This is a genomic window from Streptomyces sp. NRRL S-1813, from assembly GCF_000719605.1.
Lineage (GTDB): Bacteria > Actinomycetota > Actinomycetes > Streptomycetales > Streptomycetaceae > Streptomyces > Streptomyces decoyicus.
The window spans coordinates 190,219-213,873 of sequence record NZ_JOHB01000007.1; the positions used below are offsets into that span (position 1 = coordinate 190,219).

Sequence of the window (23,655 nt, forward strand, 5' to 3'; positions counted from 1 at the left end):
GCACCCACCGCTCACGCCCCGACGGCCCCCAGCGCCGACCCCGCGGCGTAGGTCACGCCCATCGCCAGCGCGCCACCCCCGACATTGCGCAGCACCGCCCGCCCCACCGGCGCGGCCCCCGTCCGGGCACTGCTCCAGCCACACAGCGCCAGCGCCGCCAGCACCGCAACCACCGTGATCCACAGCCGGTGTGCGGCCGGCGGCAGCACGATCGCCAGCAGCGGCAACAACGCCCCCGCCGTGAACGCGAGGAAGCTTGCACCGGCCGCGTGCCAGGGATTGGTGAGCTCGTCGGGATCGATGCCCAGCTCCACCTCCGCGTGGGCGCGCAGCGCATCGTGCGCGGTGAGCTCCTCCGCGACCTCCCGGGCCAGGCGCTCGTTCAGGCCCTTTCCCGCCAACAGCTCTGTCAGTTCGATGAGTTCGGCCTGCGGCTCGGTCGCCAGCTCCCGCTTCTCCTGTGCCAGCGCGGCCTTCTCCGAATCACGCTGGGTGGAGACCGACACATATTCACCGGCCGCCATCGACATGGAGCCGGCGAGCAGTCCGGCCAGCCCCGCCGTCAGCAGGGCACTGCGGGAATCGGTGGCTCCGGCCACTCCGACGACGAGTCCGGCGGTGGACACGATGCCGTCGTTGGCGCCGAGGACCGCGGCACGCAGCCAGTTGAGCCGGCTGCCGAGACCGCCGCCGTGCGCCTCGTCGTGCTCCGGTGTCTGCAAGGTCATCGGCCGAGGGTCTCATCCACAGCAGCCGTGCCGTGGCCCGACGCCCCCATCTCGCCCTGGATCGGCCGGTGGTAGAAACGGCCTTATGTCCGCACCGCCCCCCTCCCCGCCTCCCCCGCCCACGCTCGTCCAGCCGGCACCGCGCAAGCCGGGGCCACGCCGCCGCCTGTGGTGGCACCGGCTGATATTCGGGCTCTGGTACCGCCCGGTGGAGGTGCTGGACGAGGCGCGGGACCGTAGCGCCTGGAGCGCGGCGGTGCTGCTGTCGTTGATCAGCGGCGGCATCGGGGTGCTGTCGGTGGACGCGTTCCACACCCAGTGGGCCGTCGACCACGCGGCGGCGCTGAAGCTTCTCGGGCTGGGCGAGGCGGGCGTGCTGGCCGCCAGTCTGGCGCTGGGTTCGGTCGCCCACGCCATCGCCCGGACGCTCGGCGGCATAGGCCGCTTCGCGCCGACCGCAAGCCTGTTCATCGTGCTGTTCTGGGTGACGGATCTGCCGCGGATGGCGATCGCGGCCTGGCTGCCGACCGACGCCACCTTCGTGCAGGCCGCGACCTGGACGACCTGGGGGTTCGGCTATGTCCTGGCCGTACTGCTCATACGGGGCCAGCACCATCTGTCGACGTGGAAGTCGGCGGCCGCGGTATCGGTGCAGATGCTGACCGCACTGGCCCTGCTGCGGCTGGGACCGGTCCGCTGAGACCGGGCCGGGCCACGGCCGGCCATCGGGTCAACTGCGGCTGGTCAGCTGCCGTACGAGCCCCGCGAACGCCGCGCGCTCGGCGGCACTCAGCTCCACGCACTCCGACGGCGGGCCGGCCGGGCCGGTCTGCCGCGGCACGGAACCGAGCAGTTCCGGGTGTGCGGGCAGCTCTTCGGGGCCGGGCGGTGCGAACCGCCCACGCAGCGCGTACCGTGCCCGCATTTCCCGCTGGTCACGCCACATGGCCGCCTCGTACCGCCCCCGGCGCAGGAGTCTGGCCAGCCCGACGGCCCAGACGATGGCCACAGCGAGCAGCACGCCGAGGCCGATCTGCTGGAGAATCGAAGCGGAGGGGAGCATGCGGTCCTCCCGGACGGGTAAGGCGCTGGGGGCAGAGCCAGTAGACACCACACCTCAGGACTTCCGACAGGGGATCTTGGGACTTAAGTCCCGAAGTGACGCATCTCCTATGACATTTCGCTACATTCCCGTCACGAGGCCGCACAGCGACCGCCCAAGAGGCCGCCCCGGCAGGATGCACCCCACCCCGTTGGACAGCCCGGAGGCTTCCCCCGGCGAAGATCGTCCCGGACGATGACGGCACTTCGTCCGCGACATGAGGAGTACGCACGTGCCGCAGCCGCACCGGCCGTCCCCCGACGCCGACACGGAGCCCGCCGACCCGACGGCCACCGCCACCGGGCCCCTCGGCGCCGCCCCGCCCGGTGAGCCGCCCGCCCGCGCCCTGGACGGCATCCTCGTCGCGGACTTCAGCCGGGCGCTGGCCGGCCCGCTGGCCGCCGCGACGCTCGCCGACCTCGGCGCCGAGGTGATCAAGGTCGAGCGGCCCGGCACGGGTGACGACACCCGTGCCTGGGGCCCGCCGTTCGCGGCCGGCTTTGCTTCCGAGGACACAACAGAGAGCAAAGGCGGAGCGCAGCGGAGCGGGACGGCCGCGTACTTCGACGCCGCGAACCGCTCCAAGCGCGGCCTGGCCCTGGACCTCGGCGACCCGGACGACGCGGCCGCGGCCCGCGAGCTGGCCCGGCGGGCCGACGTACTGATCGAGAACTTCCGCCCCGGCTCGCTCGCCAAGTACGGCCTGGACCACGCCGCCACCCGCGCCGCCAACCCGGGCCTGGTGCACTGCACCATCACGGGTTTCGGGTCCGGCGCGGGCTCCCGGCTGCCCGGCTACGACTTCGTGGTGCAGGCCGTCGGCGGGCTCATGAGCATCACCGGCGAGCCCGGCGGCACCCCCTTGAAGGCGGGCGTCGCCCTGGTGGACGTCCTGACCGCGAAGGACGCCGCCACCGGCATCCTGGCGGCCCTGCACCACCGCGGCCGCACGGGACAGGGGCAGTTGGTGGAAGTGAATCTGCTCTCTTCTCTGCTGGGCTCGCTGGCGAACCAGGCCTCTGGATATCTGGCCACCGGTCACGACCCGGGCCCCATGGGCAACCGCCATCCGAGCATCGCCCCGTACGAGACGCTGGCCTGCCGGGACGGACAGCTGCTCGCCGTGGCGGTGGGGAACGACCGTCAGTTCCGGGCGCTGGCGCAGACGCTGGGCGTACCGGAACTCGCCGACGACGTCCGGTTCGCCCGCAATCAGGATCGGGTACAAAACCGCACAGACCTCATCAAAACCCTGGAAAACCGACTGGCCACCGACACTCCGCAGAACTGGGCCGCGCGACTGGCCCCGGCGTCGGTTCCATGCGGTCCGGTCAATACCCTCTCCGAAGCCCTGGCGTTGGCGGCGCGGCTCGGACTCGATCCGGTGACCCCCGTCGGCGAGGGGCGCATCCCCCAAGTCACCAGCCCACTCCGCCTCTCGGGGACGCCGGTGGCCCAACCCGCCGCTCCACCCCGCCTGGACGAACACGGCACGCCACTGCGAACCTGGCTATCGGGACCGGCCGATCGCCCCCTACCGCCGCACATGTGACCTTCGTCACAAGGAAGCCGGACCCGCAACCAAATCTGCCCGCTCGTGCTGTTTACCAGCACGGAAACACAACACCCCTGTTATGGAGCAGCTCGTGACAACGCCGGACAACCTCGCGCCCGCTCGGTCCCGCACCCCGCACCAGCTGCTCCCCTCGGTCGAGCAGTCGGCGCCGGGCGCGCCGCGCCGCAACCGGCGGATGCGCCGCACGCTCGCCGTGACGGCGCTGTTCGCCGCGGGCGCGCTGACCCTGTCCGCCTGTGGCGGGGACGCCTCGGCCGGCGGCAACGACGACGGCAAGAACGGCCAGGCCGGTGCGGACGCCGCGGCCGCCAAGAACGCCTCCGACGTCAAGATCAAGGTCTCGTCGGACGACGGCGCCACCAACGCCAGCATCAACGACACCGGCGTGAAGGCCACCGGCGGCAAGTTGACCGAGGTGAAGCTCACCGAGGCCGACTCCGGCAAGGACGTGGCCGGTGCCATATCGTCCGACGGCACGTCCTGGAAGCCCGGCGTCCAGCTGGAGCGCGGCACCAAGTACAAGATCGTGGCGAAGGGCAAGGACGCCAAGGGCCGGGCCGCCACCCAGAACGCCACGTTCACGACGGTGTCCTCGGCCGACAGCTTCATCGGCAGCTACACCCCCGACAACGGCAAGACCGTCGGCGTCGGCATGCCGGTGTCCTTCAACTTCGACAAGGCGATCACCAACAAGAAGGACGTCCAGTCCCACATCACGGTGACCTCCAGCAGCGGCCAGAAGGTCGTCGGCCACTGGTTCGGCACCCAGCGCCTCGACTTCCGTCCCGAGGACTACTGGAAGGCCGGCTCCAAGGTCACCATGAAGATCGACCTGGACGGGGTGAAGGGCGGCCAGGGCATCACCGGCGTGCAGTCCAAGACGGTGTCCTTCACCATCGGGCGCTCGCAGGTCTCCACGGTCGACATGAACACCCAGCACATGACGGTCAAGCGGGACGGCAAGACCCTCAAGAACATCCCGATCTCCGGCGGCAGCCCCGAGAACCCGACCTACAACGGCCAGATGGTGATCTCGGAGAAGTTCGAGCAGACCCGCATGGACGGCTCGACGGTCGGCTTCAAGAACAAGGACGGCAAGGGCGAGTACGACATCCCTGACGTCCCGCACGCCATGCGGCTGTCGGCCTCCGGCACCTTCCTCCACGGCAACTACTGGGGCTCCCCGTCCGTCTTCGGCCAGGCCGGCACCAGCCACGGCTGCGTCGGCCTGCGGGACAACAAGGGCGGCGGGGGCGACACCCCGGGCAAGTGGTTCTTCAACGAGTCCCTGATCGGCGATGTCGTCATCGTGAAGAACTCGAAGGACGAGACCGTCAAGCCGGACAACGGCCTCAACGGCTGGAACCTGTCCTGGTCCGAGTGGCAGGCGGGCAGCGCGGTCTGACGGACGAAGGTCCGAGGCGCACAGACGAAGGCGGTGGCCGGTCCCTGACAGGGGCCGGCCACCGCCTTGTGCGTGCGGGCCTGCCTGCGGCTCCCGTGGGTCACCGGGCCCGGGGGGTCACCGGGCCCGTCGGTCACCGGGCCTGGTGGGTCACGAGGCCCGGTCAGTCGGTCGGCCGGCCCGGTCAGTCGGCCGGCCCGGCCCCGTCGGCCGCGTCCACCGCACTCCGCAGCGGCACCTCCCGTACGAACCAGGCGGCCGCGAAGCCGAGGGCGGCCAGTACCGCGGCGCCGAGCAGGACGCCGTGCAGCCCGCTGGTGACCGCCGTCCGGTAGGCGTCCCGTACCGGTACGGCCACCCCGTCCAGCACCTGTGGCGTCAGCTGTCCGGCGCCCGCCGTCAGCCGGTCCGCGGCGCCCTCCCCCACCCGGTCGACGAGCCCGCTGTGCAGCCGTCCGGTGAAGACCGCGCCCAGCAGGGCGACTCCGAGCGAGCCGCCGACCGTACGCAGCAGCGTGACCGTGCCGCCGGCGGCGCCCATGTCGCGGGGCTCCGCGCTGTTCATGGTGATGATCATGGTGCTCTGCATGACGAACCCGATGCCCATCCCCGCGACGACGGTGAGCGCGGAGGCCAGGGCCGTCCCGGTGTCCGTACCGAGCGACAGCAGGATCAGGACGCCCACGGTCAACACCGCGCCGCCCAGGATCGGATAGACCCGGTAGCGGCCGTTACGGCTGATCAGCGCCCCGGTGCCGAGCTGCACGCCGAGCATCCCGAACATCAGCGGCAGCAACAGCAGACCGCCGTCCGTCGGCGACAGCCCCTGCACGAACTGCATGTACTGCGGCAGATAGCTGGTCGCGCCGAGCATCACCGCGCCGACCAGAAAGCTCAGGATCTGCGCCACGGTGAAGTTGCGGCTGCGGAACAGCCGGGGCGGGATGACCGGTTCCACCGCCCGCCGCTCGACCCGTACGAACCAGGCCGACGCCACCACGGCCACCGCCGCCAGCCCGAGAATCTGCGGTGACGCCCAGCCGTACCGGACGCCGCCCCAACTGGCCAGCAGGGTCAGCGCGAGGATGGCGGCGGACAGCAGCACCACGCCGGCGTAGTCGATCCGCGCCGTGCTCCGCCCGCTGCGGCCCAGCCGGATCCACCCCCCGACGATCACCAGCGCCACCGCTCCGATCGGCACATTGACATAGAACGCCCACCGCCAGCTCAGATGGTCCGTGAGGAAGCCGCCCAGCAGCGGCCCGCCGATGAACGCGACCGGCATCATGGCGCCGATCATCGACTGCATCCGGCCGCTCTGCCGGGGCGGCACCAGCACCCCGATGATCGACAGCGCTCCGACCATCAACCCGCCCGCACCCAGCCCCTGCACGGCCCGGAACGCGATGAGCTGCCCCATGTCCCGCGCCAGCCCGGACAGCATCGACCCGGCCAGAAAGAGCACGACCGCCGCCATGAATGTGCCCTTGCGGCCGTAGAGATCCCCCGCCTTCCCCCAGATCGGTGTCGCCACGGCGGTGGTGAGCAGATAGGCCGTCACCACCCAGGACAGCTGGTCCAGCCCCCCGAGGTCCCCGACGATCGTGGGCAGCGCCGTCCCCACGATCAGCCCGTCCACCATCGCCAGGAACATTCCGAGCAGCAGCCCGAACACCCCGAAGTACAGCGACCGCGGCGGCCGTCCGCCGGGCGCCGCCTCGTCCGTCCCTCCGGCCGCCCTGCTGGCTTTTCCGGCCTGGTCGCCCCCTACGGCCGGGTCGCCCCCTACGGGCGGGTCTGCCCCTACGGCCTGGCCGGCCGCTTCGGTCGAACCGTTGGTCACCCTCACTGCGCCCCCTCGCTCCGCGTTTCCGTCTCTCCGCAGCAACCGGCAACGACGCGCCTCTCCGCTGCACCATGTGTACGACGTATCGAGCAAATACAACGTACACATCAGCGCGTACAGCGTCTACTGCTGATACGTTGTACGCGTCGCTCCAGGAGGATCCGGGAAGCGGGAGGATCCGGGAAGGAAGTGAGCCCATGGCCGGCAAGAAGCCAGCCGGAGCCGAGGGCCGGAAGCCGTCCGGGTCCGCCATGGACGCGCCGGACCCGGCAGCGGTCTCCCTCTGGGAGCGCCTGGACCGGCCGGCGCCGGCTCCGCGGGCCACCCTGACCCCGCAGAAGATCGCCGCGGCCGCCGTACGCATCGCCGACGCCGAGGGCATCGACGCCGTCACCATGCGCCGCCTGGCCACCGAACTGGGCGTCGCCCCCATGGCGGCGTACCGCTATGTCTCCGGCAAGGGCGATGTCCTGGACCTGATGACGGACGCGGTCCACGCGGACCTCACGCTCCCCGACGACATCGAGAACTGGCGCGACGTCATGCGCGCCAACGCGCTGCGCACCCGGGAGATCGTGCTGCGCCACCCCTGGCTCATCCAGATCTCCTCACCGCAGTCGTTGCGCGCGCTCACCCCGAACCGGATGGCCGCGGCCGAGCGGGCGCTCTCCGCCCTGGACGGGCTCGGACTCGACGTCGACGCGATGATGGCCGTGCTCGGCACCGTCAACTCCTATGTCCACGGCGCGGTTTCGGCCGAATGCGCGCACCACTGCCTGATGCGGGAGCAGGGCTGGACCAGCCCCGACGAGGTGCGGGTCGCCCTCGCCCCGCAGATGAGCTACCTGATGAGCACCGGGCGCTATCCCACCTACCACCGCTATCTCCACGAGGCCACCCGCAAGGACGACCCGCAGTGGCGCTTCGAAACCGGCCTGGACAGCGTCCTCGACGGCATCGCGGCCCGGCTGGGAATCTGAGCGGCCCGCACACGGCTCAGCGGCCGCCGGATGTTCCGACGGCCGCTGAACGGTGCTGAGGGGAGTCGCCGGGGCTCCGTGCGCGGGCTTACGGGCGGTAGTGCTCGGCGATCTTCGTGGCCACGCCGTCCTTCACCGTCACCCGTACGTCGACGGACCCGAGCTTGGCCGCCTTGCGCGCGTCGTCGAGGGTGCACGGAGCGGTGCCGTAGCCGGAGCTGTCCAGGTGGACGCGGCCGTCGGGGGCCTCGCAGAGCGCCGCCGCACCGAGCACCTTGGTGCTGTCGAGGAGGTGGAACGCCTGCTCCGGACCGCTCTCCGGGGCCACCGAGAGCTTGTACTCGGTGAGCCAATTCAGCTTGCCGACCCAGGTGCCGTTGACGCCCTTACGGCCGGCGGAGGCACCACCCTGCCCGCCGGAGCCGCCCGTCGCGGACGCCTGGCCCCCGTTGGTGCCCGTACGCGAGGCGCCCTTCCCCGCCCCGGCACCGGAACCACCGCCTGCCTGCTCCCCACCCGTCGAGGACGAGCCCGTGGATGAACCGCCCGAGGCTCCACCGGAAGTGGAGTCGCCCGCCGTGGAGCCGCCGTCCGACGCGGCCTGGCTGCTCACGGCGGAGGGCGCGGCCGACGCCTTGTCGTCCCCGCTCCGGCAGGCGGTCAGCGACAGCGCCGCGGCGGCGACGAGCGAGGCGACGGCGAGCCGACGACCGCGGCGCAGGGTGGCGGTGGCGAGCGACATGAGGGTTCCCCCGAGGTGGTGACTGGCGTCCTTCGGCGTGACATCCATGACTCTCGTCGCGTCGGCTAAAGATCGGCTAACGCACGGGTAACCCTGCTTCACGGCCCGTCAGAACACGTCCCGGACGGGCTTGGGGGAGGAACGCCGACGAGGCCTCCACCTGGGTCGGTGGAGGCCTCGGCACGCTCGGGCGGAGCGGAGATCAGGCGGCGACCGTCACCTCGGCCCCGCCGTCGGCCGACGAGTCCGCCGCGCGGGTGTGCGGCGGCTTGCGCAGGCCCTTGAGGAGGATCACCAGGGCCGCACTGACGCCCGTACCCGCGGCGATGGCGAGCAGGTAGAGGAACGGCTGGCCGATCAGGGGGACGACGAAGATGCCGCCGTGCGGGGCGCGGAGGGTGCAGCCGAACATCATCGACAGGGCTCCGGTGACCGCACCGCCGGCCATCGCGGAGGGAATGACGCGCAGCGGGTCGGCGGCGGCGAAGGGGATCGCGCCCTCGGTGATGAAGGAGGCGCCGAGCACCCAGGCCGCCTTGCCGTTCTCCCGCTCGGCCTTGGTGAAGAGCCGGCCGCGGACGGTCGTGGCCAGCGCCATCGCCAGCGGCGGGACCATACCGGCCGCCATCACCGCGGCCATGACCTTCAGGCTGCCCTCGTTGGGGTTGGCGAGGCCGCCGACCGCGAAGGCGTAGGCGACCTTGTTCAGCGGGCCGCCGAGGTCGAAGCACATCATCAGGCCGAGAAGAGCACCCAGGATGATCGCGTTGGCACCGGTGAGACCGGACAGCCAGTCCGTCAGTCCCTTTTGCAGCGCGGCGATCGGCTTGCCCACCACGAGGAACATCAGGAAGCCGACGATCGCCGACGAGATCAGCGGGATGACCACGACCGGCATGATGCCGCGCAGCACCGGCGGTATGGCCACCCGTTGAATCGCCATCACCACCGCACCCGCGATGAGCCCGGCGATCAGGCCGCCGAGGAAGCCCGCGTTGATCGTGAGCGCGATGGCACCGCCGACGAAGCCCGGGACGAGGCCGGGCCGGTCCGCCATGCCGTACGCGATGAATCCGGCCAGCACCGGGACGAGGAAGCCGAACGCCACGCTGCCGATCTGGAAGAGCAGCGCCGCCCAGCTCGTGGCATCGGTCCAGAGGAAGTGCTCGGCGACGGAGGGCGCCTTGTTGATCGTGTAGCCGCCGATGGCGAAGGCGAGCGCGATGAGCAGACCGCCCGCGGCGACGAACGGGACCATGTAACTGACGCCGGTCATCAGCCACTTGCGCAGGCGGGTGGCGAAGCCGTCGCCCGTCTCGGCGTCCTTGTCCATGGGCGCGGCGGCGCGCGCGGTGCCGGACACCTCGCCGCGTTCGGCCTTCTGCCGTACCTCGGCGATGAGCTCGGCGGGGCGGTTGATGCCCGCCTTCACTCCGACGTCGACCGTCGGCTTCCCGGCGAACCGTTCCTTCTCCCGTACCTCGACGTCATGCGCGAAGATCACGCCGTCCGCGTCCGTGACGAGCTGCGGGTCGAGCCGTTTGAACCCGGCCGAGCCCTGGGTCTCGACGAACACCTCGACACCGGCGGCCTGCCCGGCCTTCTCCAGCGATTCGGCGGCCATGTAGGTGTGCGCGATACCGGTGGGGCAGGAGGTGATGGCGACGATACGGAAGGGGGCGGCCGCGGAGGGGGCCTCGGGGGCGGCCGCGGGAGGTGCCTCCGGAGGGGCCTCGGAAGGGGCTTCGGTCGCTGGTGCGGGGGTCTCTTCCGCCTCAGGTGCCGTCTCCGGCCGTGTGTCCTTTTCCGTCTGTGCGTCCGTCTCCGCTCGCGCCTCCGTGCCCGGAGCCGGGGGCTCGGCCGGGGCTTGGGCCGGGGCGGGGGCCTGGGCCGAGGGCTCCCCCGCCGGCTCGTCGCCACGGATCAGTGCCGCCGTACGCTCCGGTTCGGTGGCGGACCGCAGCGCGCCGGTGAAGGACTCGTCCATCAGGCTCCGGGCGAGGGTCGAGAGGATCGACAGATGGTCCGCGTCGCCGCCCGCCGGGGCCGCGATCAGGAAGATCAGGTCGGCCGGGCCGTCCGGCGCACCGAAGTCGATACCGGAGGCGCTGCGTCCGAAGGCCAGAGTCGGCTCCGTGACATGCGTGCTGCGGCAGTGCGGAATCCCGATCCCGCCGTCCAGGCCGGTCGGCATCTGGGCCTCGCGCGCGGCCACATCCGCGAGGAACCCCTCCAGGTCGGTGACGCGACCGTGGGCGACCATCCGCTCGGCCAGGGACCGTGCGGCGGCGTCCTTCGTTTCTGCGGACAGGTCGAGGTCGACCAGTTCCGCGGTGATCAGCTCACTCATCGCGGGCTCCCTTGCGCGCGGTACCGCCGTGGGGGCGGTGGGGACGGAACGGGGGGTGGGCAGGGATCGGGGGGCGGGGACGGATCGGGGGATGGCTGGAGCGCCTCCCAGCAGCAGCCGGAGGGCGGGATCGAGGGGGCATGCCGACAACCCGGCGCGCGGCCGCCATGCCGGCAACTCGCCGCGCGGCAGGCCCGGCAACAACTCGCCGCGCGGCAGGCCCGGCAACAACTCGCCGCGCGGCAGGCCCGGCAACAACTCGCCACGTGGCTGGCCCGGCAACAACTCGCCACGTGTCAGGCATGGCAACAACTCGCCGCGCTGCGGCAACACCAGCGGCTTCGCGCGCGGCCGTCATGACACCGGCTCCGTCAGGGCGCGCTGGAGCGGCACCGCGTCGGTGGTCCTGACCGCCGACGTGTCCAGATCGGCCGGTGTCGGCATCTGGCTGCCGGGCAGCTGGACGGCGGCCGCGCCATGGGCCAGCGCGGCGGCCAGCGCCATCGGTCCCGTACCGCCCGCGGCGAGAAAGCCCGCCAGTGAGGCGTCGCCCGCGCCGACATTGCTGCGGACGGCGACGACCGGGGCGCTGCCGAAGAAGGCGCCTTCCTCGTCGACGAGGAGCTGGCCGTCCGCCCCCAGGGAGGCCAGTACGGCGCGGGCTCCCGATGCCCGCAGCTCCTCGGCGGCCTTGACCGCGTCGCCGAGGGTCGCGAGCGGGCGGCCGACGGCCTGCGCCAGCTCCTCGGCGTTGGGCTTGACGACGTCCGGGCGTTCGCGCAGCGCCGCGGTCAGCGACGGGCCCGAGGTGTCCAGGGCGATCCGGGCGCCGGCCCGGTGGGCGCGGGCGACCAGCTCCGCGTACCACTCGGGCCCCAGGCCGCGCGGCAGGCTGCCGCAGCAGGCGATCCAGTCGGCGCCGGCGGAGCGCTCGCCGACCGCGGTGAGCAGCGCCTCCGACTCGTCGGCGGTGAGCTCGGGCCCGGTCGCGTTGATCTTGGTGAGAGTGCCGTCGGGTTCGGCGACCGAGATGTTGGAGCGGGTCTGCCCGGCCACCTGAACACCCGCCACCTCGATGCCCTCGGCGCCCAGCAGCGCTGCCAGCGCCGCACCCGCCGGGCCGCCCAGGGGCAGTACGGCGAGGGTGCGGACCCCGGCGGCGGCGACCGCCCGCGAGACATTGACGCCCTTGCCGCCGGGGTCGATCCGGTCGGCGGTGGCCCGGAGCACGGCCCCACGGTCCAGCGCCGGGATCTCGTACGTACGGTCCAGGCTGGGGTTGGGGGTGACGGTGAGGATCATGCGCGTACTACTTCCGTGCCCGCACGCTCGATGGCGAGGGCGTCGTCGGGGCTCAGGCCGGTGTCGGTGATGAGCAGGTCCACATCGGACAGCTCGCCGAAGCGGGCGAAGTGCTGCTGCCCGAATTTGGCGGAGTCCGCGAGGAGGACGACCCGGCGGGCGGCGGCGATCAGCGCCCGCTTCACGGCGGCCTCCGCAAGGTCGGGAGTGGTCAGGCCGCCGTCGAGCGAGAAGCCGTTGGTCGCGAGGAACAGCACATCGGCGTTGAGCTCGCGGTAGGCGCGCAGCGCCCAGTCGTCGACCGCGGCCCGCGTACGGCGCCGGATCCGGCCGCCGACGAGGTGGAGGGTGAGCCCGGGGTGGTCGGCCAGCCGCGCGGCGACCGGCAGGCCGTGGGTGACGACGGTCAGCTCGGCCTCCAACGGGATCTCCGCGGCGAGCCGGACGGCGGTCGTACCGGCGTCCAGGATCACGCTCCCGGATCCGGCGGCGCCGCCGTCACCGCCGGGGAGCTCGGCGAGTGCGGCCCGCGCGATGCGCTGCTTCTCGTCGGCGGCGACGGCGTCCCGCTCGGCGAGGTCGGGTTCGAAGTCCAGCCGGCCGGCCGGGATGGCCCCGCCGTGCACCCGGCGCACCAGGCCGGCCCGGTCCAGCGCCTTCAGATCGCGCCGCACGGTCTCGGCGGTGACCTGGAACTCCTCCGCCAGGGAGAGCACATCGACCCGCCCGCCCTCACGGGCGAGCCGCAGAATCTCCTGCTGGCGTTCCGGTGCATACATCAGCGTCTGTGTCCGTTCCATGCCCGAACCTGTGGTTTCAATGCGATGCTACGCCCGGATCTCCGCGAAGTAAACGTAAGTGGACTCTGGACAGACTCAAACGGACATCGGAGTGCCCCGAGCCGCGCCCCCTCCGAGCCCTCGCCCCCGGACTCCCGACACCGACACCCCTGCGGACGCAGACGGCACTCCTACGAACGCAGGCGGCACCTCTGCGGACACCGGCGGCACAGCTGCGACACCGCGGCGCGGCACCTGCGGACCCCGGCGGCACAGCACCCTGCGGACACCGGCGGCACACCTGCGGACCCGCACGGCAAGCCTCCGGCCCGGCACGGCAAGCCTCCGGACACAACAGAGCCCCGACGCCACGAAGGGCACCGGGGCTCGTCCTCTACAGGCACAGGCCTCACCAGCGATCTCGGCGCGCGCCGCGGCGCGCGCCGGTCATGCGGCCGCGTCGAATCCCGTGTCACCCGCCATCCGCTTCAGCTCCAGCAGGGCGTGCTTCTCTATCTGCCGGATCCGCTCACGGGTCAGGCCGTGCTGCTTGCCGACCTCGGTCAGCGTGCGCTCACGGCCGTCCTCTATGCCGTAACGGGCCTTGATGATCGAGGCCGTGCGGTGGTCGAGGCGGTCGATCAGGTCCTCCAGCTCCTCGCTGCGCAGCAGCGTGAGCACGGACTGCTCGGGCGAGGCCGCGGAGGTGTCCTCCAGCAGATCGCCGAACTGGGTGTCGCCGTCGTCGTCCACCGACATGTTGAGGCTGACCGGATCGCGCGCCCAGTCGAGTACGTCGGTGACACGGGCGGGCGTGGAGCCCAGCTCCCCGGCGACCTCCGCCGGCTCCGGGTCACGGCCGTTCTCGCGGTTGAACTCGCGCTGCACCCGGCGGATGCGGCCCAGCTCCTCGACGAGGTGCACGGGCAGCCGGATCGTGCGCGACTGGTCGGCGATGGAACGGGTGATGGCCTGACGGATCCACCACGTCGCATACGTCGAGAACTTGAAGCCCTTGGCGTAGTCGAACTTCTCCACGGCACGCACCAGACCGGCGTTGCCCTCCTGGATCAGGTCCAGCAGGGGCAGCCCGGCGCGCGGATAACGGCGGGCCACCGCGACCACCAGGCGGAGGTTGGAACGGATGAAGACGTCCTTGGCCCTGGCACTCTCCTCGACCAGCGCCTCCAGCTCCTCGCGGCCGGCACCTGCGGCATTACCGTCGGTGACCTCGCCGTCGAGGATCTGCTGGGCGTAGACGCCCGCCTCGATGGTCTGGGACAGCTCGACCTCCTTGGCGGCGTCGAGCAGCGGTGTACGCGCGATCTCGTCGAGGTACATGCCGACCAGGTCGCGGTCGGCGATCTCCCCGCCTACGGCGCGAACACTGTTGGCCCCGTCAGAACCAGTGCTGCTCTCCTGACGTCGGGCGACGGCACGGGTTGCCATGCGTGTGCTCCCTTTGCGATGAGTCGGTCGCGGGACAAAGGCGGACCGGATCGGGGCATCGAAGCCGATGCTCACCGCGTGGCCCGTCCGAAGGAAACAACGGCTGGAATCCGGACAGAATTCCCACGCTGCCCCTCTATTTTTCTGATCATGCAGTACCCTGCGCCCCCACCCGAGGAGGCCATATGCCACGTGAGCAGGGCGAAGTGCAGGTCAGGGCGGGCACGGAAGCGGACCTTCCGGCCCTCACGGATCTTTACAACCACTACATCCGTGAGACGTGCATCACGTTCGATCTGGAGCCCTTCACTCCCGATCAGCGCCGCCCATGGTTGCTCGCCTACCCACAAGACGGCCCGCATCGCCTCCTGGTTGCCCGCGAAGTGACAGATCGGACCAAAAACCCGCACAACGGTCCGGAGAGCGACCCGCAGGCCGGGTCGGGGGAAGGCCCGGGGACGGCGGGAGAAGGTGCCCCGGGGACGGCGGGAGAAGGTGCGCTGCTCGGTTACGCGACCAGCAGCTCCTTCCGCCCCAAGGCCGCCTACGCACCCTCCGTCGAGGTCACTGCCTACTGCGCTCCGCACGCCGTCGGCCGCGGCATCGGCACGCTGCTCTACACGGCCCTGTTCGAGGCACTGGCCGACCAGGACGTGCACCGCGCCTACGCCGGGATCACCCAGCCGAACGAGGCGTCCACCCGCCTCCACACCCGCTTCGGCTTCCGGCACATCGGTACGTACACGGAAGTGGGCCGCAAATTCGGCCGCTACTGGGACGTGGCCTGGTACCAGAAGGATCTGGGCTGAACCCGCCCCTCACCCACCTCCCCGCGCCCTCCCCCGCGCCCTCTGCGGCTCCGTCGTCCGCCGCTCCAGTTGACGCCGACGGCACCCGGGTGTCGCCTGGACGGAAGGGGCAGCGGGACAGCGGGGCAAGCGAGAGGAGCCCGTCATGGACCAGCACGCTCACCGGCACGGTGCGAGGGCCGCCCGCTCACACGGCACCGTGGACGTCGAACACGGCGCGACGGCGAACGCCCAGGCCCGTGGCCCGCAGGGGGCCTCGCGACCGACCGGAATGGCGGGAATGGCGGGAATGGCCAAGCGCATCCCGCCGACCGTGTCGCTGCCGATCATCACGGCACTCGCCTTCGGCTGCTTCACCATCTTCCGCACGCACACCGACGGCACCAAGGGCGGCCCGGCCATGCTGTACGGACTGGCCGCGGCGGTGGTGTCCGGAGCACTGGGGCTGCTGGTGGCCCACTTCCAGTCGTCCATGATCACCGAAACCCGGGCGCTCGCCTACGGTGCGCTCTTCGGCGGTGCGCTCGGCTGGGTCTACAGCCTCGGCGGCGAAACGATCCTGAAGTCGTGCGCCTTCGGCTTCACCATGGGCGCCGTGATGTTCGTCGTCGCCCTCTACATCTTCCGCACCCACCGGGTCCGCGAGCCGCACGGCAGACACCGGCCGCACCCCCACCAGCACGACCGGTCCCATCGCGACCGGTCCCACCACCTCCCCGTGGCCACCCACTGAGACGGCAACTCGCCCCCGGCGCCCGGCCCGCAGGTACGCGTGCCGGATGCCGATGGGCAGGCCCGCCGGTACGCATACCGGCGGGCCTGCCTCCGGTCCTGGTCCCGCCCCTGCTGCGCTGTGGCGCCACATCGCTCCACCCGTAGCGCCGTCTCACTCCACCTGAAGCGCGGCATCGTCGGACGTCCGCCGGATCGTCCGCAGCGGCCGCCCCGGTACCCAGCTCTCCAGCACCACACACGAGTCCTGGATGTACGTACGCACCGCCTCCGTCAGCTCCGCCCGGAAGAGATGGAACGGCTCCGGCGGCTTCACCACCGCCGCATAGCGCGCGACCACCTCGGGGCCGGTCACCTCCAGGGCCCGCCCGGACACCCGTACGTCACCGCCCGAAAGGCCGGTGCCAGGCCCCGGGTTGGCATGCAGCGAGAAGCGAGGGTCGCGCCGCAGGTCGAGCACCTTGCGCGAGCCCACCATCATGCCCAGCCACAGCTCCCCGTAGCGGAAATCCGCCTCCAGGCCGGTGAGCCGCGGTGCGCCGTCCTTGCGGAGGGTGGCGAGAACGTGGTGCCGGTACGCCCCGAACCGTTCCTGCACCCGCCCGGCAAACTCCGGTACCGCCGCCCGGACCACCGACCAGCCGACCGCTTCACCCCCCTCGCCGCCACCACCGGCCCGTCCTGCCCCACCCTCGACGTCAGCGACGCCCTCGACGTCAGCGACGCCCTCGGACTCCGCCCCGCCCTCGAAGTCCGCGCCGCCCTCGCCTCGTCCGCTCTCACTCGTCATGGCAGCACCCTCCCCCCAATACCCGACGCCCTCTGTCCGGAATGGATCCGGTGGATACGGCAGGAAGCTGAGAGATGCGGCGGGATACTGAGGGATACGGACATGCGGCAACGCCCGCCGCCCCCCTTCCGCCCGCAACACCCGCACCCACCCCCAACTCCCGCCCCCACCTGCGGCCTTACGACCAGCGGTGTAGGCCGGAAGCCCGTTACGCGCGCCACCCCGCCGCCCCAGCCTCCAGCCATGGATACGACGAGCGGCACACTCGACGAAGCCCTGCTCCGCCTGCACACCTCCGGCCCCGAGTTCAACGGCTATCTGAGCAACCACGGACCGATGGCCGTCGAAGCCACGGTCCGCAACGGCCAGGCCCACACCGTCCACCGCTGGCTCGACGGCTACGAGAACAAACTGGAAGGCGTGCCGCGCGCCCACGGCCGCATCACCGACGCCAACTGGCGGGAGGCACTGGGCGATTCGAGCCGGGTCACCGAATGGACCGCGTACTTCACCCGCCAGGCCTCCCGGGGGAGTGCGGGCAGGGTGCGCAGCACCGCGTTCGGCGCGGTGGCGGCGTGCACCAGCATGATGCCGTTCCCGTGGCCGTAGTCCGCGTAGTTGAGGGTGGCGGCGCGTACGAGCGCGGTCAGGTCCTCGCGTACGGCCTCGGGGTCATCGGGGAGGCGCAAGGACTCGGCGGTACTCAACCAGCCTGGGGTGGCGGGGAGTTGGGAGTATCCGTTCACCGGCGTCACATGCTGTTCGGCGATACGGGGGAGGGCGGCCAGGGCCTCGGACGGGGTGGCACCGCCCGCGGGGCGGACGGCGACGGGCAGGAGCAGATGCCGGGCGGCCCAGTAGCCGACGCTGTGGGCGCGCTCGTTCGCGGTGGCCTGGGCGGCGACGTCGGCGGTCACCACGATCTACGCCGCGGACACCCCGCTCCCGGCGCCGGACGCCGCCTCGATCACACCCGAGGAGGTCTTCGAGCGAGCGGTCGCCAACGGCAACGAGCATGCGATCAAGTTCGCGGACACCGCTCTGGACGTGGCGGCGACCTCCGAGGACGGCGACACCCGCGCCCTGTCGGCAGCCCTGAACGCCCTCACCCTGATCGACGAGGACGACTGACGGGCACCCGGCGGGCGGCGGGCGGCGGGCGGCGGGCCGATGCCAGGCGGGCGGCGCCCGGTAGACGGCGGGCCCCCGCCACCCCTCAGCCGAACTGCACCGACCGCTTCGCCAGCCCCATCCAGAACCCGTCGATCACACTGCGTCCGCCGCCCAGCTGCCCGTGCGCTTCCGCTGCCCCCAGGGTCACGAACAGCGGGGCGAAGTGCTCGGTGCGGGGATGGGCGAGCCGGCCGGCCGGCGCCTTGTGCGCGAAGTCGAAGAGGGCGTCGAGATCCTGGGACTCCAGGGCCTCGCGCCCCCAGTCGTCGAACTCTGCCGACCACGCCGGCGTACCGCCGTCGACGTGCCGCAGCGCGGCCAGATTGTGCGTGAAGAAGCCGCTGCCGATGATCAGCACACCCTCCTCGCGCAACGGTGCGAGCTTGCGGCCGATCTCATGGAGCCGGCGCGGATCGAGGGTCGGCAGGGAGATCTGGAGTACGGGGACGTCGGCGTCCGGGAACATCTCCACGAGCGGGACGTACGCGCCGTGATCGAGCCCCCGGTCGGGGAGGTCCACCACGGGCATGCCCGCCGTACGCAGCGTCCCGCGTATCCGCTCGGCCAGTTCAGGTGCACCGGGGGCTGGGTATCGCACCTGGTAGTAGTGCTCCGGGAAACCCCAGAAGTCGTAGATCAGTGGCACCGTCCGGGTGGCACCGAGCGCGAGCGGCGCCTCCTCCCAGTGCGCGGAGACGATCAGTACGGCCCGGGGACGCGGCAGCTTCGCGGACCAGGCGGCCAGCTGGCCCGGCCACCAGGGATCGTCGGCGAGCGGCGGCGCACCATGGCTCAGATAGAGAGCCGGCATTACGGACATCACAACCCCACAGCGTCACACTGGCAGTAGTTGGTGCGCGTGCGCCTTCCGTCGTCACGCGACCCAATGCTTGAAACTTCAAGCATTGGCCTCAGTGTAGCCTGACGTTGTTAAAACTTAAATAACTCTCCAAGTGGTGAGAGAGTGGATGGTATGAGCATCGAATCCGCAACTGAGCCGCGCTGGCTCAGCGATGAGGAGCAATTTGCCTGGCAGTGCTACCTCCACGCCACCACGCTCCTGGAGGATCACCTCGACCGTCAGTTGCAGCGGGACGCGAGGATGCCGCATGTCTATTACGGCCTGCTGGTCCAGCTCTCCCGTGCACCGCGGCGCCGGATGCGGATGACCGAGCTGGCTCAGAACGCCAAGATCACACGCTCGCGGCTCTCCCATGCGATCGCGCGCCTGGAGCGCAACGGCTGGGTCCAACGCGAGAACTGCCCGTCCGACAAGCGGGGCCAGAACGCCTACCTCACGGACGAGGGAATGCGGGTTCTGGAGAGGGCCGCCCCCGGGCATGTCGCCGCCGTACGCGCCGCGATCTTCGACCGGCTCTCCCCGGAGCAGGTCGGCCAGTTGGCCGAGATCTGCCAGGTCATGACCGAAGGCCTGCAGCCGAAAGGCGCCGACCTCCCCTGGCTCCGCTGACGGATCAGCGGAGCCGGACGAGACCGACGCCAGTGGGCATGAGGGGACCGGTACCGGGACCGGGAGCGGGAGCGGGAGCGGGACCAAGCCCGGGACGGCGCTGATAGACCCCCGTGCGCGTCACCCACGAGCCAGGACGGCGAGGAGCCGGCACGACCCCGGCCGGGGTGCCCCTACGGCTCCCGCCACCCACCGGCTCAGTGCACCATCACCGGAACCTGCACCTCACCCTGGCCCTGGCCCTCGCCCTGGCCCTGGTTCTCGGACGAACCCACAACCGTGCTCTCGCCCTCACCGGAGGAGGCCGCCGGCGAACCGCCCCCCGGCCGCCCGGTGTTGATGAAGGTGAAGGCGATCACGCCCGCCAGTGCCAAGATGCCGACCGCCCACCAGATGGCGGTGGTGTAGCCGTGCACCATCGACTGGAGCTTGAGCAGGTCGGCCGAGCGCGCACCGGCCGCGTGCGAAGTCGCGTACGCGGTGGTGGCACTCGCCGCGATGGTGTTCAGCAGGGCCGTACCGATCGCGCCGCCCACCTGCTGCGAGGTGTTGACCATCGCGGAGGCGACACCGGCGTCGCGCGGCTGGACCCCGTGCGTGGCCAGTGACATGGCGGGCATGAACGCCGTACCCATGCCGAGACCCATCAGCAGGAAGCCGGGCAGGATCAGCGCCGGGTAGGACGTGTCCAGGTCGATCTGGGTCAGCACCAGCATGCCGAGCGCGGCGACCGTGAAACCGGGTGCCATCAGCAGCCGCGGCCGGACCCGGGTCATCAGCCGGGCGCCGATCTGCGTCGAGCCGGTGATCATGCCGACGATCATCGGCAGGAAGGCCAGACCGGTCATGACCGGCGTGTAGCCCTTCACGATCTGGAGGTAGTAGGTCAGGAAGAGGAAGAGGCCGAACATGCCGATCACGGCCAGGCCCAGCGAGGCATAGATACCGGCGCGGTTCCGCTCCGCGACCACCCGCAGCGGCAGCAGCGGCGCCTTCACCTTGGACTCGACCAGCACGAACGCCAGCAGCAGCACGGCCGCCGCCACGAACAGGCCGAGGGTCGGACCGGCCAGCCAGCCGTCGGACTCGGCGCGGGTGAACGCGTAGACCAGCGAGACCAGGCCGAGCGTGGCCAGGATGACGCCGGGGACGTCCAGACGGGAGGGGTTGCGGCTCCCCGCGGGCTCGCGGATGACGAGGAGGGCGCCGGTCGCGGCCACCACGGCGAACGGGATGTTGACGAAGAAGGTCCAGCGCCAGTTCATGTACTCGGTCAGCACCCCGCCGAGGATCAGACCCACGGCACCGCCACCACCGGCGATCGCTCCGAAGATGCCGAACGCCTTGGCGCGCTCCTTGGCCTCGGTGAACGTCACGGCCAGCAGCGACAGCGCGGCCGGCGCCAACAGCGCCCCGAAGACACCTTGGAGCGCACGCGCGCCCAGCAGCATCTCCTGGTTGGCCGCGGCCCCGCCGAGCGCGGAGGCGACCGCGAATCCGATGAGCCCGATGATGAAGGTCCGCTTCCGGCCCCACAGGTCGGCGACGCGCCCCCCGAAGAGCAGCAGACCGCCAAAGGCCAGTGCGTAGGCGGTGATCACCCACTGCCGGTTGGCGTCGGTGATACCGAGATCCACCTGCGCGGAGGGCAGCGCGATGTTCACGATGGTCGCGTCGAGCACGACCATCAGCTGGGCGAGAGCGATGAATATCAGCGCTTTCCAGCGCCGGGGATCGACGTACGTGGCTGTTTCAGGCATGGCGGGATCCACCTAGTGGTGCAGTGAGCGAATAAGAGCGAAGAACGGGACGGGCGTGGGGATGCGGGACGGGCGTGGGGATGCGGGACGGGCGTGGGGACGTAGGAAAGGTGGACGTGTGAGACGAGGGGGCGGATCAGACGAGGGGCGTGCGAGACGGGAGGCGTATGACGCCGCTGCGGCGCGGCCCGCTCTACGAGCGGCGCCTCAGGTCGTCCAAAGTGGCGGCGGCGCCGGGAAGTTCGGAGCGGGCGGGCGCCTGCAAGCCGTCCAGGAACAGCTGTAGATGACGGTGCACGAACTGGTCGAAGTTCGTACAGCTGTTGCCCGGCAGCGGCCGGGTGAGCTGGGTGATCGCGACCATCAGATCACCGACGGCGATGTCGGTACGCAGCTGGCCGCTGTCGCGCGCGGCACCCATGACGGCTTCGACGGCCGCCTCCAGGCGTTCACGCGCCGCGATCAGATCGGGGTGGTCCCGGTCGACGCCGTCGGAGAGCAACGGGCACAACGCCCCGATCCGCTCCTCCACCGCGGCGTGGACGAAGCGCCTCAGCGCTTGGAAAGCATCGGACTCCTCGGCAAGGGCGCTCTCCGCGCGATCCGCGGTACGGGCCATGACGGAGAGCGTGACGTGGTGGATCAACTCGGGGCGGTCCGCGAAGTGACGATAGAGCGTCGCATTGCCGACACCCGCACGCCGGGCGATTTCGTCGAGCGGGACCTCGGGCCCGAACTCGACCATCGTCTCCCGGGCGGCCGCGATGAGCCGCTCCCGGTTGCGCAGGGCATCGGCCCGCAGACGGGGCTGCTGCCCCTTCTTCCCGGACTTCGCGCATGCGACGACGGCAGTCATGGCAGCTCACTCCCTTCCACTCTCGACACTTCCCGAAGGCCTGGATTCCCGGACGCCGCCCCGCCCGCCCGGTCGAGTGACTCGACGGGCGACCGGCCGGGCGGCAGGCCGGCACCGGCACGAACCGGGGAGACGCTCCCCGCTTCATCCGGACGTCTGGTTAAACGGGGAGCCCCTCCCCGGATATTTCACGCCGCGACGTGACCTGGAGCACACCCCTCGCCCACACCCTCACCCACCCCTCGGCGCACGCGACGCACTCGACCGACACGCCCGACCGACACGCCCGACACGCCACCCCAGGAGCAACGATCAAGGAACGACAGCGACCTGAAGGACCGACAGCGACCCATCCGGCCCTGCCATGACTCCAGTTGATGTAACACCGCGCGCGATCGGCCACCTGTCGACACAAGGTGATCGATATGAAGCACAAGGTATCCGCGGTTCTGGCCGCAGGCGCGGCCATCGCGGCCGCGGCCATAGCCCTGGGCTCGCCGCCCAGCGCCGTCGCCATACCTACGGGGCCCGGCACCGCGCCGAGCGGCCCGTGTGCGTTGCGCGGCATCGACGACGACGTGGCCGAATCCACGGACACCCCCGCCGGTTTCGCCCGCTCCTCCGGCGTCGTACGGGCCCTCACCCTCTTCGTCGACTTCCCGGACGCCCGCGCCACGATGTCCCCAAGAGCCCGCTTCGCCGAATTCTTCCCGGCCGCGACGAACTACTTCCACACCAGCTCGTACGGCAGGCTGACCTACCAGCCCATGCCGCTGCTCCGGTGGATCCACATGTCACGGCCGCTCGCGGCGTACGGCATTCAGCGGGGCGCCAGCTTCGACCCGAGTTCGGACGGCGGCTATCACGCCCTCTCCCGCGAGGTCCTCCGCGAGGTCGACCCCATCGTCGACTTCCGCGACTACGACGTCATCAACGTCATCGCCACACCCAACGCGGGCCCGCCCGCGACCCGTACGGTCCTGTCGGTCACCTTCAGCGGCGGCGACATGGGACTGAAGACCGCCGACCGGGTACCGTTCCGGAACGCATCCTTCATCTGGAGCCGGCAATCCGGGGTGAGCGCCTTCCGCGTCCTCAACCACGAGAACGCCCACAGCTTCGGCCTGCCCGACCTCTACTTCGCCGACGACCGCGACGCCCCGCCCCCGGTGGGGCACTGGGACCCGATGGACGAGGACTGGGGCCCGAGCAACGACTTCGTCGGCTGGCACAAGTGGAAGCTCGGCTGGCTGTCCGCCGATCAGGTGCACTGCGCACCACGCCACGGGACGCCCGGCGAACACACCCTCACCCCGATCGCCACCCCCGGCGGCACGAAGATCGTCGTCATCCCGACCTCGCCCCGCACCGCCCTGGTCGTCGAGGCCCGCACCCGCGCCCTGCTCGACCCCGTGGTCTGCCGGCCCGGGATCCTCGTCTACCGCGTCGCCACCCACGTCCCCTCGGGCCGCGGCCCGCTCCGCATCGTGGACGCCACCCCGCACAGCGGCGGCTGCTACCGCGGCAACAAGTACGTCGACCCGGAACTGACCGACGCCACCTTCCTCCCCGGCGATACCTACACGGACCCCCACAGCGGCGCGGCCGTCACCGTCCTGACGGAGAACCCGGACGGCACCTACCGCGTACGGGTGACCCCGGCACGCAACTGACAAAGCCCCGAACCCGGACGGCACCTATCCGGTTTCGGACACCCCTGCCACACACCCGCCACACACCGGCCGCAGAAACCCCAGCATGCCCTCGCCGACGCAACCACCCCTCCCCACGCCACCCCCTACTCC

The 23,655-nt window shown here is 71.2% G+C and carries 21 protein-coding genes and 1 pseudogene; 10 read left to right on the top strand and 12 right to left on the bottom strand.

What is annotated here, in order from left to right:
* Positions 1-11 precede the first annotated feature (11 nt).
* Positions 12-728, bottom strand: a complete 717-nt coding sequence (locus tag IF67_RS0113990; RefSeq protein ID WP_030985532.1) for a VIT1/CCC1 transporter family protein — start codon at positions 726-728, stop codon at positions 12-14.
* 85 nt (positions 729-813) lie between these two features.
* Between IF67_RS0113990 and IF67_RS0113995 the strand changes: the two genes are divergently transcribed.
* The gene (locus IF67_RS0113995) at positions 814-1,428 is read left to right on the top strand and encodes a hypothetical protein (protein ID WP_234341089.1); all 615 of its coding nucleotides are present in this window, start codon (positions 814-816) and stop codon (positions 1,426-1,428) included.
* Between the two features lie 30 nt (positions 1,429-1,458).
* Here IF67_RS0113995 and IF67_RS0114000 read toward each other — a convergent pair whose 3' ends face one another.
* Positions 1,459-1,791, bottom strand: coding sequence for a hypothetical protein (locus IF67_RS0114000; protein ID WP_030985534.1), 333 nt, complete (start codon positions 1,789-1,791; stop codon positions 1,459-1,461).
* Between the two features lie 271 nt (positions 1,792-2,062).
* On the opposite strand from IF67_RS0114000, the gene IF67_RS0114005 reads away from it, so the two are divergent.
* Together IF67_RS0114005 and IF67_RS0114010 are read left to right on the top strand one after the other, a co-directional pair.
* On the top strand, positions 2,063-3,382 hold the full coding sequence (locus tag IF67_RS0114005; protein WP_030985535.1) for a CaiB/BaiF CoA transferase family protein: 1,320 nt from the start codon (positions 2,063-2,065) through the stop codon (positions 3,380-3,382).
* A gap of 82 nt (positions 3,383-3,464) precedes the next feature.
* On the top strand, positions 3,465-4,811 hold the full coding sequence (locus IF67_RS0114010; protein WP_030985537.1) for a L,D-transpeptidase: 1,347 nt from the start codon (positions 3,465-3,467) through the stop codon (positions 4,809-4,811).
* A 184-nt stretch (positions 4,812-4,995) separates the two neighbouring features.
* Here IF67_RS0114010 and IF67_RS0114015 read toward each other — a convergent pair whose 3' ends face one another.
* Complete coding sequence (locus IF67_RS0114015) at positions 4,996-6,465, bottom strand: MDR family MFS transporter (protein WP_234341093.1); 1,470 nt, start codon at positions 6,463-6,465, stop codon at positions 4,996-4,998.
* 389 nt (positions 6,466-6,854) lie between these two features.
* Here IF67_RS0114015 and IF67_RS0114020 point away from each other — a divergent pair, with 389 nt between their 5' ends.
* The gene (locus tag IF67_RS0114020; RefSeq protein ID WP_078889423.1) at positions 6,855-7,637 is read left to right on the top strand and encodes a TetR/AcrR family transcriptional regulator C-terminal domain-containing protein; all 783 of its coding nucleotides are present in this window, start codon (positions 6,855-6,857) and stop codon (positions 7,635-7,637) included.
* Positions 7,638-7,725: 88 nt separating this feature from the next.
* Here IF67_RS0114020 and IF67_RS0114025 read toward each other — a convergent pair whose 3' ends face one another.
* The 5 genes from IF67_RS0114025 to IF67_RS0114045 form a co-directional block, all read right to left on the bottom strand.
* Positions 7,726-8,427: a hypothetical protein gene (locus IF67_RS0114025; protein ID WP_051818009.1), complete on the bottom strand. Its 702-nt coding sequence runs from the start codon at positions 8,425-8,427 to the stop codon at positions 7,726-7,728.
* A gap of 154 nt (positions 8,428-8,581) precedes the next feature.
* On the bottom strand, positions 8,582-10,729 hold the full coding sequence (locus tag IF67_RS0114030; protein ID WP_030985545.1) for a PTS fructose transporter subunit IIABC: 2,148 nt from the start codon (positions 10,727-10,729) through the stop codon (positions 8,582-8,584).
* 354 nt (positions 10,730-11,083) lie between these two features.
* A complete protein-coding gene (gene pfkB, locus IF67_RS0114035) occupies positions 11,084-12,031 on the bottom strand; it encodes a 1-phosphofructokinase (RefSeq protein WP_030985547.1) in 948 nt (315 codons plus the stop codon).
* On the bottom strand, positions 12,028-12,810 hold the full coding sequence (locus tag IF67_RS0114040; protein WP_030985549.1) for a DeoR/GlpR family DNA-binding transcription regulator: 783 nt from the start codon (positions 12,808-12,810) through the stop codon (positions 12,028-12,030). Before IF67_RS0114040 ends, pfkB begins: the two co-directional genes overlap by 4 nt.
* Positions 12,811-13,257: 447 nt before the next feature.
* Complete coding sequence (locus tag IF67_RS0114045; RefSeq protein WP_030077569.1) at positions 13,258-14,259, bottom strand: sigma-70 family RNA polymerase sigma factor; 1,002 nt, start codon at positions 14,257-14,259, stop codon at positions 13,258-13,260.
* A gap of 185 nt (positions 14,260-14,444) precedes the next feature.
* Between IF67_RS0114045 and IF67_RS0114050 the strand changes: the two genes are divergently transcribed.
* Positions 14,445-15,068 (top strand): GNAT family N-acetyltransferase, encoded by a 624-nt coding sequence (locus IF67_RS0114050; protein ID WP_030985552.1) that lies wholly within the window; start codon positions 14,445-14,447, stop codon positions 15,066-15,068.
* Positions 15,069-15,213: 145 nt separating this feature from the next.
* Positions 15,214-15,801, top strand: coding sequence for a hypothetical protein (locus tag IF67_RS0114055; protein ID WP_030985554.1), 588 nt, complete (start codon positions 15,214-15,216; stop codon positions 15,799-15,801).
* Positions 15,802-15,954: 153 nt separating this feature from the next.
* On the opposite strand, the gene IF67_RS0114060 is transcribed toward IF67_RS0114055, so the two are convergent.
* Positions 15,955-16,434, bottom strand: a complete 480-nt coding sequence (locus tag IF67_RS0114060) for a pyridoxamine 5'-phosphate oxidase family protein (RefSeq protein ID WP_051818033.1) — start codon at positions 16,432-16,434, stop codon at positions 15,955-15,957.
* Positions 16,435-16,833: 399 nt separating this feature from the next.
* Between IF67_RS0114060 and IF67_RS44870 the strand changes: the two are divergent.
* Positions 16,834-17,109, top strand: a pseudogene (locus IF67_RS44870) (hypothetical protein); the annotation flags it as partial.
* A 369-nt stretch (positions 17,110-17,478) separates the two neighbouring features.
* Positions 17,479-17,721, top strand: a complete 243-nt coding sequence (locus IF67_RS0114070) for a hypothetical protein (RefSeq protein WP_030985559.1) — start codon at positions 17,479-17,481, stop codon at positions 17,719-17,721.
* 85 nt (positions 17,722-17,806) lie between these two features.
* Here the strand turns inward: IF67_RS0114070 and IF67_RS0114075 are convergent, their stop codons facing one another.
* The gene (locus IF67_RS0114075) at positions 17,807-18,574 is read right to left on the bottom strand and encodes a DODA-type extradiol aromatic ring-opening family dioxygenase (RefSeq protein ID WP_030985560.1); all 768 of its coding nucleotides are present in this window, start codon (positions 18,572-18,574) and stop codon (positions 17,807-17,809) included.
* A 162-nt stretch (positions 18,575-18,736) separates the two neighbouring features.
* Here IF67_RS0114075 and IF67_RS0114080 point away from each other — a divergent pair, with 162 nt between their 5' ends.
* Positions 18,737-19,234, top strand: coding sequence for a MarR family winged helix-turn-helix transcriptional regulator (locus IF67_RS0114080; protein ID WP_030985561.1), 498 nt, complete (start codon positions 18,737-18,739; stop codon positions 19,232-19,234).
* A gap of 197 nt (positions 19,235-19,431) precedes the next feature.
* Here IF67_RS0114080 and IF67_RS0114085 read toward each other — a convergent pair whose 3' ends face one another.
* Entirely contained in the window at positions 19,432-20,994 is a 1,563-nt protein-coding gene (locus IF67_RS0114085) for an MFS transporter (protein WP_030985562.1), read from the bottom strand.
* A 193-nt stretch (positions 20,995-21,187) separates the two neighbouring features.
* On the bottom strand, positions 21,188-21,850 hold the full coding sequence (locus tag IF67_RS0114090; RefSeq protein WP_030985563.1) for a TetR/AcrR family transcriptional regulator: 663 nt from the start codon (positions 21,848-21,850) through the stop codon (positions 21,188-21,190).
* A 425-nt stretch (positions 21,851-22,275) separates the two neighbouring features.
* Between IF67_RS0114090 and IF67_RS0114095 the strand changes: the two genes are divergently transcribed.
* Positions 22,276-23,523 carry a M6 family metalloprotease domain-containing protein gene (locus IF67_RS0114095; protein WP_030985564.1) on the top strand — a complete coding sequence of 416 codons (1,248 nt, stop codon included), beginning with the start codon at positions 22,276-22,278 and terminating at the stop codon, positions 23,521-23,523.
* Positions 23,524-23,655 lie beyond the last annotated feature (132 nt).

What these genes read in the sequence shown, in the direction of transcription:
- IF67_RS0114095 (WP_030985564.1), top strand. Translation starts at nt 22,276, where the DNA reads ATGAAGCACAAGGTATCCGCGGTTCTGGCCGCAGGCGCGGCCATCGCG.
- IF67_RS0114075 (WP_030985560.1), bottom strand. Translation starts at nt 18,574, where the DNA reads ATGCCGGCTCTCTATCTGAGCCATGGTGCGCCGCCGCTCGCCGACGAT.
- IF67_RS0114085 (WP_030985562.1), bottom strand. Translation starts at nt 20,994, where the DNA reads ATGCCTGAAACAGCCACGTACGTCGATCCCCGGCGCTGGAAAGCGCTG.
- IF67_RS0114030 (WP_030985545.1), bottom strand. Translation starts at nt 10,729, where the DNA reads ATGAGTGAGCTGATCACCGCGGAACTGGTCGACCTCGACCTGTCCGCA.
- IF67_RS0114090 (WP_030985563.1), bottom strand. Translation starts at nt 21,850, where the DNA reads ATGACTGCCGTCGTCGCATGCGCGAAGTCCGGGAAGAAGGGGCAGCAG.
- IF67_RS0114040 (WP_030985549.1), bottom strand. Translation starts at nt 12,810, where the DNA reads ATGTATGCACCGGAACGCCAGCAGGAGATTCTGCGGCTCGCCCGTGAG.
- IF67_RS0114010 (WP_030985537.1), top strand. Translation starts at nt 3,465, where the DNA reads ATGGAGCAGCTCGTGACAACGCCGGACAACCTCGCGCCCGCTCGGTCC.
- IF67_RS0113995 (WP_234341089.1), top strand. Translation starts at nt 814, where the DNA reads ATGTCCGCACCGCCCCCCTCCCCGCCTCCCCCGCCCACGCTCGTCCAG.
- IF67_RS0114080 (WP_030985561.1), top strand. Translation starts at nt 18,737, where the DNA reads ATGAGCATCGAATCCGCAACTGAGCCGCGCTGGCTCAGCGATGAGGAG.
- IF67_RS0114055 (WP_030985554.1), top strand. Translation starts at nt 15,214, where the DNA reads ATGGACCAGCACGCTCACCGGCACGGTGCGAGGGCCGCCCGCTCACAC.
- IF67_RS0114025 (WP_051818009.1), bottom strand. Translation starts at nt 8,427, where the DNA reads ATGGATGTCACGCCGAAGGACGCCAGTCACCACCTCGGGGGAACCCTC.
- IF67_RS0114020 (WP_078889423.1), top strand. Translation starts at nt 6,855, where the DNA reads ATGGCCGGCAAGAAGCCAGCCGGAGCCGAGGGCCGGAAGCCGTCCGGG.
- IF67_RS0114000 (WP_030985534.1), bottom strand. Translation starts at nt 1,791, where the DNA reads ATGCTCCCCTCCGCTTCGATTCTCCAGCAGATCGGCCTCGGCGTGCTG.
- IF67_RS0114050 (WP_030985552.1), top strand. Translation starts at nt 14,445, where the DNA reads ATGCCACGTGAGCAGGGCGAAGTGCAGGTCAGGGCGGGCACGGAAGCG.
- IF67_RS0114015 (WP_234341093.1), bottom strand. Translation starts at nt 6,465, where the DNA reads ATGTTCCTGGCGATGGTGGACGGGCTGATCGTGGGGACGGCGCTGCCC.
- pfkB (WP_030985547.1), bottom strand. Translation starts at nt 12,031, where the DNA reads ATGATCCTCACCGTCACCCCCAACCCCAGCCTGGACCGTACGTACGAG.
- IF67_RS0114045 (WP_030077569.1), bottom strand. Translation starts at nt 14,259, where the DNA reads ATGGCAACCCGTGCCGTCGCCCGACGTCAGGAGAGCAGCACTGGTTCT.
- IF67_RS0113990 (WP_030985532.1), bottom strand. Translation starts at nt 728, where the DNA reads ATGACCTTGCAGACACCGGAGCACGACGAGGCGCACGGCGGCGGTCTC.